Annotated in this window: 7 protein-coding genes and 2 tRNA genes; 4 read left to right on the forward strand and 5 right to left on the reverse strand. The window is 43.8% G+C overall.

Annotated features, from left to right (window positions below; translation table 11 throughout):
* Window positions 1–400: 400 nt before the first annotated feature.
* Entirely contained in the window at window positions 401–1,366 is a 966-nt protein-coding gene (gene epmA / locus ASV53_RS20355) for an elongation factor P--(R)-beta-lysine ligase (protein WP_439126497.1), read from the forward strand.
* A 359-nt stretch (window positions 1,367–1,725) separates the two neighbouring features.
* Here the strand turns inward: epmA and ASV53_RS20360 are convergent, their stop codons facing one another.
* The 5 genes from ASV53_RS20360 to rsgA form a co-directional block, all read right to left on the reverse strand.
* Window positions 1,726–2,460, reverse strand: coding sequence for a carbonic anhydrase (locus ASV53_RS20360; protein WP_094958449.1), 735 nt, complete (start codon window positions 2,458–2,460; stop codon window positions 1,726–1,728).
* A gap of 270 nt (window positions 2,461–2,730) precedes the next feature.
* Window positions 2,731–4,614 (reverse strand): methyl-accepting chemotaxis protein, encoded by a 1,884-nt coding sequence (locus ASV53_RS20365; RefSeq protein ID WP_094958450.1) that lies wholly within the window; start codon window positions 4,612–4,614, stop codon window positions 2,731–2,733.
* A gap of 237 nt (window positions 4,615–4,851) precedes the next feature.
* The gene (locus ASV53_RS20370) at window positions 4,852–6,267 is read right to left on the reverse strand and encodes an SLC13 family permease (protein ID WP_094958451.1); all 1,416 of its coding nucleotides are present in this window, start codon (window positions 6,265–6,267) and stop codon (window positions 4,852–4,854) included.
* Window positions 6,268–6,411: 144 nt separating this feature from the next.
* Window positions 6,412–7,278, reverse strand: coding sequence for an archaetidylserine decarboxylase (gene asd, locus ASV53_RS20375; RefSeq protein ID WP_094958452.1), 867 nt, complete (start codon window positions 7,276–7,278; stop codon window positions 6,412–6,414).
* A gap of 211 nt (window positions 7,279–7,489) precedes the next feature.
* Window positions 7,490–8,542 (reverse strand): small ribosomal subunit biogenesis GTPase RsgA, encoded by a 1,053-nt coding sequence (rsgA, locus tag ASV53_RS20380; RefSeq protein WP_062689324.1) that lies wholly within the window; start codon window positions 8,540–8,542, stop codon window positions 7,490–7,492.
* Window positions 8,543–8,624: 82 nt separating this feature from the next.
* Between rsgA and orn the strand changes: the two genes are divergently transcribed.
* From orn to ASV53_RS20395, 3 genes are all read left to right on the forward strand, one after another.
* Window positions 8,625–9,170, forward strand: a complete 546-nt coding sequence (orn, locus tag ASV53_RS20385) for an oligoribonuclease (RefSeq protein ID WP_094958453.1) — start codon at window positions 8,625–8,627, stop codon at window positions 9,168–9,170.
* A gap of 129 nt (window positions 9,171–9,299) precedes the next feature.
* Window positions 9,300–9,376: transfer RNA gene (locus ASV53_RS20390), tRNA-Met, on the forward strand.
* Window positions 9,377–9,433: 57 nt separating this feature from the next.
* Window positions 9,434–9,509, forward strand: a tRNA-Gly gene (locus ASV53_RS20395).
* Window positions 9,510–9,591: the final 82 nt, after the last annotated feature.

Genomic DNA, 9,591 nt, shown 5'->3' on the forward strand with positions numbered 1-9,591 from the left:
AATATTAATTAAGTGTTTTTAATTGTTTTAATTGTTTGTGGCCTGTTATCGGTGTGTTTCATATTTTGCGTGTAAGTATATATAAATAAAAAGCTTATCAATACTTTCGCTACGAAGGCTAAGTCGCAATGTGCATATAATGATAATTTGGTTTATATATTGTATCAATTAACGTTGTATTTATGTGTCTACAATGTGATCTGGGCGATCTTGGTGTTAACTTTTCGTTCATGTTTATTCATAACAGGTGTGTTTTCTTCGCTGCATAAAATGGAAATTTCTCGGGATAAAATAGCGTAAGAAGGTGAGTGAAAGGTTCTGATGGGCTGCACTAGGTTTCAAGTTGATAGGTTTGGTAAACTGAGGGTCCTTTCCATGTCTATATCAACGGTACATTCTCATGATTTGGCAACCGACTGCCTCTATCAGCAAGCTTAAACAGCGTGCGGTTCTTCTTAAAGCGATACGCGAATTCTTTGAAATGCGTAATGTATTAGAAGTTGATACACCCGCAATGAGCCAAGCAACAGTGACAGATATTCATCTCCATACATTTAAAACAGAATTTGTCGGGCCGGGTTATGCGCAAGGGCAGATGCTGTATTTGATGACTAGCCCTGAATTCCATATGAAGCGTTTACTTGCTGCAGGAAGTGGTGCTATCTATCAGATTTGTAAATCATTTCGTAATGAAGAATCCGGTCGTTATCACAACCCTGAATTCACCATGTTAGAGTGGTATCGTCCTGATTTTGATCATCACCAGTTGATGGATGAGATGGATGAGTTGTTGCAGTTGATCTTGCAATGTTCGGCTGCAACCCGCATGACCTACCAAGCCGCATTTTTGTCGGTGCTGAATGTTTGCCCTCTTGAAGGTTCGATGACTGAGTTAAAAGCGGCTGCGCGAGAACTGGGGTTAGCCGATATAGCAGATCCTGAAGAAGACCGCGATACGCTATTACAGCTGTTATTTAGTGTGGGTGTTGAAGCGAAGATAGGTCAAAATGCGCCAGCTTTTGTCTATGACTTTCCTGCCTCACAAGCAGCGTTAGCACAGATAAACCCTGATGATGCCCGTGTAGCAGAGCGTTTTGAGGTCTATTTTAAAGGGATTGAGTTGGCGAATGGCTTCCATGAATTGTCTGATGGTGATGAACAATTAGCCCGTTTTGAAGAAGATAATGCTAAGCGTGTAACCATGGGGCTAGCGCCACAGCCAATTGACATGCATTTAGTTAACGCTTTACGTGCTGGTTTTCCTGATTGTGCCGGTGTGGCATTGGGAATCGATCGTTTGATCATGCTGGCTATTGGTGACGATCATATTGATCAGGTGACGGCGTTTCCGATCGATATTGCTTGATTGATCAAAATATAGCGGTAAAAAAGATCCAACGACAAAAGCGCGATACGAATATCGCGCTTTTTTATCGTATGAGGGCGACCAAGCTCCATACTAATACTGCTTTTTTGATAATAAAGTGTCATTTAGATGAATGGCACCGATTACCAAACGGCTGAATAGCTTCGCTTCCTCTCATCAGAAAGCGGGGGGAACAGCTAGTTGTTGTTGCTTTAAGGTAGCTTCTTCACAGGACTATTCTGTAAAGATGACGCGTATAAGGGCAAGTTAGGATTTCAAGGCATCTTACTTCGTCGAGCTGGGTAAACTATAAGCAATTAACAACCCAAATGCAAGTGGTTATCATTTGCGGTTTGATGCTATGGTGAACTTAAAATCGTTCTCGCATTCAGCGGTTGCAGTGGTCGCGCATTATTCCCCATCACTTGTTGTAATGCATCAACCTCTTCACGGGTACTAGTAAGGTGCTCTTTAAGGACAAACCAACGTACACCCTCGCTGCACGGTGGGGTGGTGAGTGAACCATTAAAACGATAATACTCCCGACTGCGAGGAAGCAGATCGGCAGGGCTTATAGTCGCAGTTATCTGTTGACGAGTATTGGTATCAGGTAGCGTGCTGAGTAAGGATTTCATACCATCATTTTCACGTTCACCCGTTGCGAACATCACCCCAATCACGGCTAATTCCCCTTTACTGTTAGCATGAACGAAGTGTACTTCTAAGGGATATTGTTTACCTTGTAAGTAATTCTCAGATGGGGTGTGAAAGTGAAATTGCTTTAATTCAAATGACTCACCAGCCAGTGTGAGAGTGTTTTTGCCGCTGACATTGGCTTGAACTGTGTGGCCGTTATTCACCAGCTCTGTGATAGAACCCTGATAGTTAATGTGTAGCGGGGTGAGGTTGGCATCGATGGATTGTTGGATATCAACGGGCGATTGGTTTTTACCTTCACCACATGTGCTAAATGTTTTTCCCCAAGATTCACTTCCCTGCTCACCTTGATACCCCCATTCTGCTGCAGCTTGGCTGCTTAAAGGCAGTGTGAGCGGGAGTAAAATACTGAGTTTTATTACCCATTTTCTATTCATCTATTATTCCTTTGGATTGTACTGGCCACGAAAGCTGCTTCAGTATTCTTTAAGTGAAGAGATTGAGAAGGCGTGGCGATATTGTATAACGACTGACTAAAAATAACGTTAGCGGCTAGGAGGCAAAGGGAGCAATTTGATGTTGAGAAGTGGCAGTCAGTTCACTATTTTGACTCAGACTCAGACAATTAGGGCTTGAAATAAAAACGCCGAAGCAAGGCTTCGGCGTTTGATGAGAGTAGATCGTTATTGTGTGTTCGTTATCGAGTATTACACTTTGAAGCGAGACACATCGCTACGCATTGCTTCAGCCGAGGCATTCATATCACGTGCGCTACTGCTGACTTCTGCGGTTTGAACAGAAAGGTGATCAGAGACATCTTTGATTGCCTGCGTATTGCGGCTAATGTCTTCGCTAACTGCGCGTTGCTCTTCTGCTGCGCTAGCAATTTGTGATGCCATGTCTGAGATCTCTGTGATGGTCTGAGTAATTTGAGTCAGGCTATCACTTGCCGCACCCGCGTAATCAACACTTTGCCCTGCAAGTTCAGTACTTGATTGCATGCTATCTACGGCTTGGCGAGTATTTTGCTGTAAGGTATCAATCATGCTGCGAATTTCTTCAGTTGAATCATGAGTGCGTTTACTTAAAACACGAACCTCATCGGCAACAACTGCAAAACCGCGGCCTTGCTCACCTGCACGTGCGGCTTCGATTGCGGCGTTCAATGCGAGTAGGTTGGTTTGCTCAGCAATGCCTTGAATAGTCGATAGGATTTGATTGATGTTTTGAGCATTACTCTCTAATTCATGAATGACATTGGCAGCATCTTGAACTTGATTCGCTAGGGATGTAATTGCTTCTCGGTTTTGTCCGATTACGTGCTTACCAGACTCACAAGCTTCAGTTGATGCTTGCGCCGCTGACGCTGTCATTTCGGCATGACTCGCTACTTCAGCGGAAGTGGCTGACATTTCATGAATCGCAGTCGCAATTTGGTTTACATCATTTTGCTGTTCTGACACTTTTAATGATGCCAATTCACTTTGCTTTGATGATTCTTCAGCACATTGGCTTAGGTTCGTTGATTGAGTCACGATACCTTTAATCATCGTTTGTAGCTGGCCAAGGAAACTATTCATGTTCTCTGCCAGTTCACCAATTTCATCCATACGTTTGATTTCGATGCGCTGGGTTAGATCACCACTGCCTTGTGCTAGTTGCTCAACCGATTTGCTTAAATCGGCAAGTGGACGCAGAAGGTTAGTAATGATGTAGGTTGCGATAGCGGCAATCACCAAGTACAAAACCACAGAGGCAATTAGAACAAATTTCATTTGTTGGCTGATCGATGCAAACGCTAATTCTTCATCTTGTACAACACCGAGTGTCCAAGTTGTACCAGCAATTGGTGTCGTAAAGACAAGCTTATTGCTGTTGTCGCTTTCTTGGAAAAAGGTGCCGACTTTTTGGCTGGAAGCAAGTTTACGAATAACATCTGCGGTTAATTCGTTATCTAGCTGAGTCAGTGGCTTTTGGCTAAGGGCTTCATCGCGGTAAGCAACAATGCGGTTTTCACCATCGACTAAGAATGCGTAGCCAGCGTTATCAATATCTAGGCTTAGTACTTCTTTGATAATGCTATTAATGGTGAGGTCGGATGCTAATACACCGCTGTACTGACCTTGGAATGATTTAGCAATACTGACCACAATGCTACCGTCGAAATCTTGGTAAGGTTCCGTAATAATGGTTTTGCCTGCGTTGATGGCATCACGGTACCAAGGGCGGGTGCGCGGATCGTAATCGGCAGGCCAGTCTTCCGTTTTGTCACCAAAAGCAATTCTGCCATCAGTAAAACCGGCATAGACCGATAAGAAATTACCTGCGCGTTTGGTGACTAACAGCTCACGGTCAACATCACTATTGGTGTTAATTATGCTTTCATTGGCGAGCATCATACCCGTACGGGTATCTAACCAATTAGAAATGTAATTACTGGTCGATTTTCCGATATCGGTCATCTGACCGTAAACTTGTTTGGTTGTTTCGTTTTTTAATTGGCTGATTGAAATCCAAGCTTGTACCGCACTCACTGAGGCAATAATTATGGCGATGGCCACCTGAATTTTAAACTTGATCGTATGTTTCATCTTGGACTCTCTGGTTATTTTCGCTATTCCATTGCGTCAATCGCAAAAAGAGTAGAATTATTTTTGTTTGTTAAGGTTATCGACTGATATCTCATTTCATTAATGATAAAGCGCAGTAAAGGTACAAAATGCGGGCGTTTAGTTCGATATTTGTGACCGCTCTCTACAAAAAAAACGCAGCTGATTGCTGCGCCTTGAATGTCATATGCTGAAGTTGTTAGTTGTGCTAAAGGGATGTTAAGTGAGAATTAGCGCGCCTATATAGACAATCACTAAACCCAGCAAGCCAATAATAAGACCAGTTTTTGCCATGTCCTTACTTTCAATAAGGCCTGTCGAGTAAGCCAAGGAGTTTGGTGGTGTAGAGACTGGTAAAATCATACCAAGCGAAGCTGAGAAGGCGACAACAACCAATACACCTTGTAAGCCACCCATCGACGTCAAGCTTTCCATGGAAGCGGCAACAGCTGCAGCAATCGGCATCAGTAAGTTAGCTGTGGCGGTATTAGACATAAAGTTAGCCATGAGCCAACATAAAATGGAAAGGGTAAACACTACGGCAACAGGTGAGAGCGCATCGTAGTCGATAGCATGGGCCAAGGCTGCGGCAAGACCGGTTTTATCTAGTGCCAAACCAATGGCAATACCCCCGGCGACCAACCAAAGTACATCCCAGTTAATTAGCTTTAATTCCTCTTTACCCATAATGCCTGTCAGAGTGAAAACCGCCAATGGAATAATCGACACTACATAGGTGTTCATACCGTGTAATGAGGTGGTCATCCACATCATGATGGTTAAGGCAAAGGTGATATAAACAACGATGGCCTGCCAGCTTTTTTGAAATTTACCATCCAGCTTCAAAATCATTTCTTGTTGGCTTGATGGGAACATTTTTTGTAACAGCCACCATGCAAATGCCAGCTGAACAATCACGAAAGGTAACCCCATCATCATCCAGCCAAGAAAGCTAATACTGTGCTCTCCGGTTAAATATTGTAAAGCGATGGCATTCGGCGGTGTCCCAATTGGCGTGGCGATACCACCTGTATTCGCTGCAATCGGAATACATAGCACTAAGGCTTTAATGCCAATGTCCCCTTTGGGCACAGATGCGACAATCGGTGCTAGTAGCGCTAGCATCATCACTGTGGTGGCGGTGTTAGACATGAACATCGAAAATACAGCAGTGATCAGCATTAGACCTAGCATGATGAACTTAGGTTGCTTGCCAAAAGGCTTCAATAATACTCGGGCTAAATTATTATCGAGTTCATATTTTGATGCTGCAATCGCGAGTGCGAACCCTCCCATAAAAAGAATGATAATAGGGGAAGAGAATGCACCGAAAATATCGGTGTATTTCATCATCTCACCCATGTCATGGCCAGCTGGTGGCACTCGAAATAAATGTAAGCCTTTATCTGAGATCATGATCAGTTCAAGGGCGATGATAAGAATGGATGTCGCGAAAACGGGGACGGGTTCTAAAACCCAAAGGAGTGCAGCGAGAGCGAAAATAGCAAGAAGACGGTGTTGGACTAGGGTTAAATCATCAATGGGGATGGCATCTATGGGCATCATCAAAATACCGAGCGGGATACCAAATGCAATGAATAGCCGTATGAGCTGTGAGACTGATAAATTTTTCATAGTGATGTTGGTTTGCTTTTTATAATGAGATTACAAATCAGCATACTATTTGACCAAAAAAATTCCGTTGGTAAGGTCAATTTTTGGTACGAAAAAAGGAACGCACGGCGTTCCTTTTTTTAGAAATGTTAACTGGTTAGTCGTTTAAGACTTTTTCAGTTCTGCATAAGGTTGGCCCATACGCGTGCTCTGAAGTGGCTTCATTTCTTCGACAAAATGGATCATATCTTTCGGGAACAAGTTGATTACCGTTGAGCCCAGTTTAAAGCGGCCCATCTCTTCACCTTTTTTCAGAACCACTGCGCTATCGCCTGTTGCTGGATAATCCCAACGACGAACAGCAGGGCCTGTTGGCGGTGTTACTGTTCCGGCCCATACTGTCTCGATGCTACCGACGATGGTTGCACCAACCAGTACTTGTGCGACGGGACCATGTTCAGTATCAAAGATACAAACAACACGCTCGTTACGTGCAAATAGGTTAGGAACGTTTTCTGCGGTAAGCGGATTCACCGAGAATAAATCACCAGGTACATAAATCATCTGACGGAGTGTACCGTCACATGGCATGTGAACGCGGTGGTAATCACGAGGTGAAAGGTACAGAGTAGCAAACTCACCCTCGATGAACTCATCAGCCAGAGCTTTGTCGCCACCAAGCAGTTCGCAAGCATCAAAGTAATGACCTTTTGCTTGGAATAAACGACCTTCTTTGATTGGACCTAGTTGGCTAACACATGCATCTGCTGGGTGCGAGATGATGTTGCTGTCGCCATTGATAGGGCGTGCGCCATCTTTAAGTTCACGAACAAAGAATTGATTGAATGTCGGGTAGGCTGCTGGATCTGGATTACGCGCTTCAGACATATCAATTTTGTATTGGTTTATGAACCAACGAATGATTGCGGTGGTGAGCTTACCACCTTCAAAAGCTGCAATTTTGCCAACTAAGCGGGTTAACGCATGTTTCGGTGTGCAGTATTGCAAGCCGATTTTGAGGTTATCTAGCACAGTATATTTTCCAGAAAGTGTCAATTAATCAACAGTCTAGTTACTCGTTTTAACAAACAAATAATAACTCGAACCGAGAATAATACCGAAAGTCTTTTCTAAAGTCAGTTAAATCAGTCAGCAACTAAATGCGATAGAGATGAAAATAGAGCAAGCGTGTCGAAGGGATGGGGCTGAGAATGCCTCTGTACGAAACAGAGGCATTTGAATGTTAGTCTACTTTATTGCGTGAGAACTGACGGTTAGCGACATTCTCAGACATGCTTTCAATGATCTTATGATAGCTGTCATAGCGCTCGCGGGAGATTTTTCCGTCTTGCATTGCTTCACGGATCAAACAACCAGGATCGCTGCCGTGTTTACAGTCTCGGAATTTACAACCACCAAGGTATTCACGGAATTCAACAAAAGCGTTAGTCACTTGTTCTGGCTCTAAGTGCCATAAGCCAAATTCACGCACTCCTGGTGAGTCAATCAAGTCGCCACCACCAGGGAAGTGATATAAGCGTGCTGCGGTTGTTGTATGTTGGCCCAGACCTGAGTTCTCAGAAACATCACCAATTTCAGCGTCTACTTCCGGCATCAGTGTATTGACCATGCTGGATTTGCCCACGCCTGATTGGCCAGCAAAGATATTGATGTGATCTTTCAAGTCTAGCTTGAGAGATTCCATCCCTTCACCTGTAGTCGAGCTGACATAGCGCAGCTCATACCCAATATCTTGGTAAAGCGATAGGATTTCTTCTACTTGTTTACGCTCTTCATCGTTCAGTAAATCGACTTTGTTAAGCACAATCAGTGGCTCGATGCCGACTGTTTCTGCTGCAATTAAGTAACGGTCGATGATATTAAGCGACAATTCAGGCAACACTGATGAAACGATGATAATACGGTTAACGTTAGCCGCTACCGCTTTTACACCGTCATAATAATCAGGTCTGGTCAGCATTGATTTGCGTTCATGGACGGCTTCTACGACGCCAGAAATTCCATGTAGTGTTTCAACACCTGGGCGCCAAACAACACGGTCACCAGAAACGAGGCTTTGGATGCTTCGACGTAAGTTACAGCGATGAATTGTTCCTGTTTCAGGATCTTCAACATCAGCATGTTGGCCAAAACGCGTGATCACTAGCCCTTCACGAGCAGATTCCAGCAGGGTTTCATCCCACTGAACATCAGTTTTCTCACGTTTCAATCGTTTGTCTTGGTTTGAGCGAACACGTCGGCTCTGCCCTTTAGTCAGCTTTTTCTTTTTGGCCACAAGATTATCGTTCTGTATTGGTTGGCTTTCGGTATAAGCCAAGTATGATACATGGTTTAGTCATAAAATAGGCAATAATCCAATGACAATCAGCGATCAGAATTTAATCTGGATCGATCTTGAAATGACAGGTCTTGATCCTGAAACACATAAAATCATTGAAATCGCGACCATAGTGACAGATGCCCAACTAAATATTTTAGCAGAAGGCCCTACGCTTGCGATTCATCAGCCTGAAGCTGAATTAGATAAAATGGATGATTGGTGTACCAATACTCATACGGGAAGTGGTTTAGTTGAACGTATTCGCCAGAGCAAGCTAACAGAAGAAGATGCTGTTCGTGAAACAATTGTGTTTTTAGAAAAGTGGGTGCCAAAAGGCGCATCACCAATTTGTGGTAATAGTATTGGCCAAGATCGTCGTTTTTTGTATAAGCACATGCCTGAATTAGAGCAGTACTTTCACTACCGCTATTTGGATGTAAGTACCTTAAAAGAGCTAACACGTCGTTGGCAGCCTGAGCTTCTCGATGGGTTTTCGAAGAAGGGTAGCCACCTTGCACTCGATGACATCCGTGACTCGATTGCTGAACTGCGCTACTATCGTGAGCATATTTTCAGTATTTGATTGTAAAATAATCACTTGGCGGGGTGTGAACAGTTTTTTTTTGTGAAGTGTTGCATCCGTCAGTTTTCCTCGTATAATGCGCAGCCTCGAAGGCAATAACGTGTTTGTTTCCTTTCGATAAAAATCGGACGCGGGATGGAGCAGTATGGTAGCTCGTCGGGCTCATAACCCGAAGGTCGTTGGTTCAAATCCAGCTCCCGCAACCAAATTCTAGATTAGTGCTTATTAAGCGGTGATCGAAAGGTGAAAAACCTTTCAGTGATGCGACACTAGCTCAGTTGGTAGAGCGCAACCTTGCCAAGGTTGAGGTCATCGGTTCGAACCCGATGTGTCGCTCCAAATTGGTTTTTCAGTCACTGACTGAGAGAGCAATAGTTGTTACCGTACTTTAACGGTGAGATATAAATCGGACGCGGGATGG

Source organism: Photobacterium sanguinicancri, assembly GCF_002265265.1.
GTDB classification, from domain to species: domain Bacteria; phylum Pseudomonadota; class Gammaproteobacteria; order Enterobacterales; family Vibrionaceae; genus Photobacterium; species Photobacterium sanguinicancri.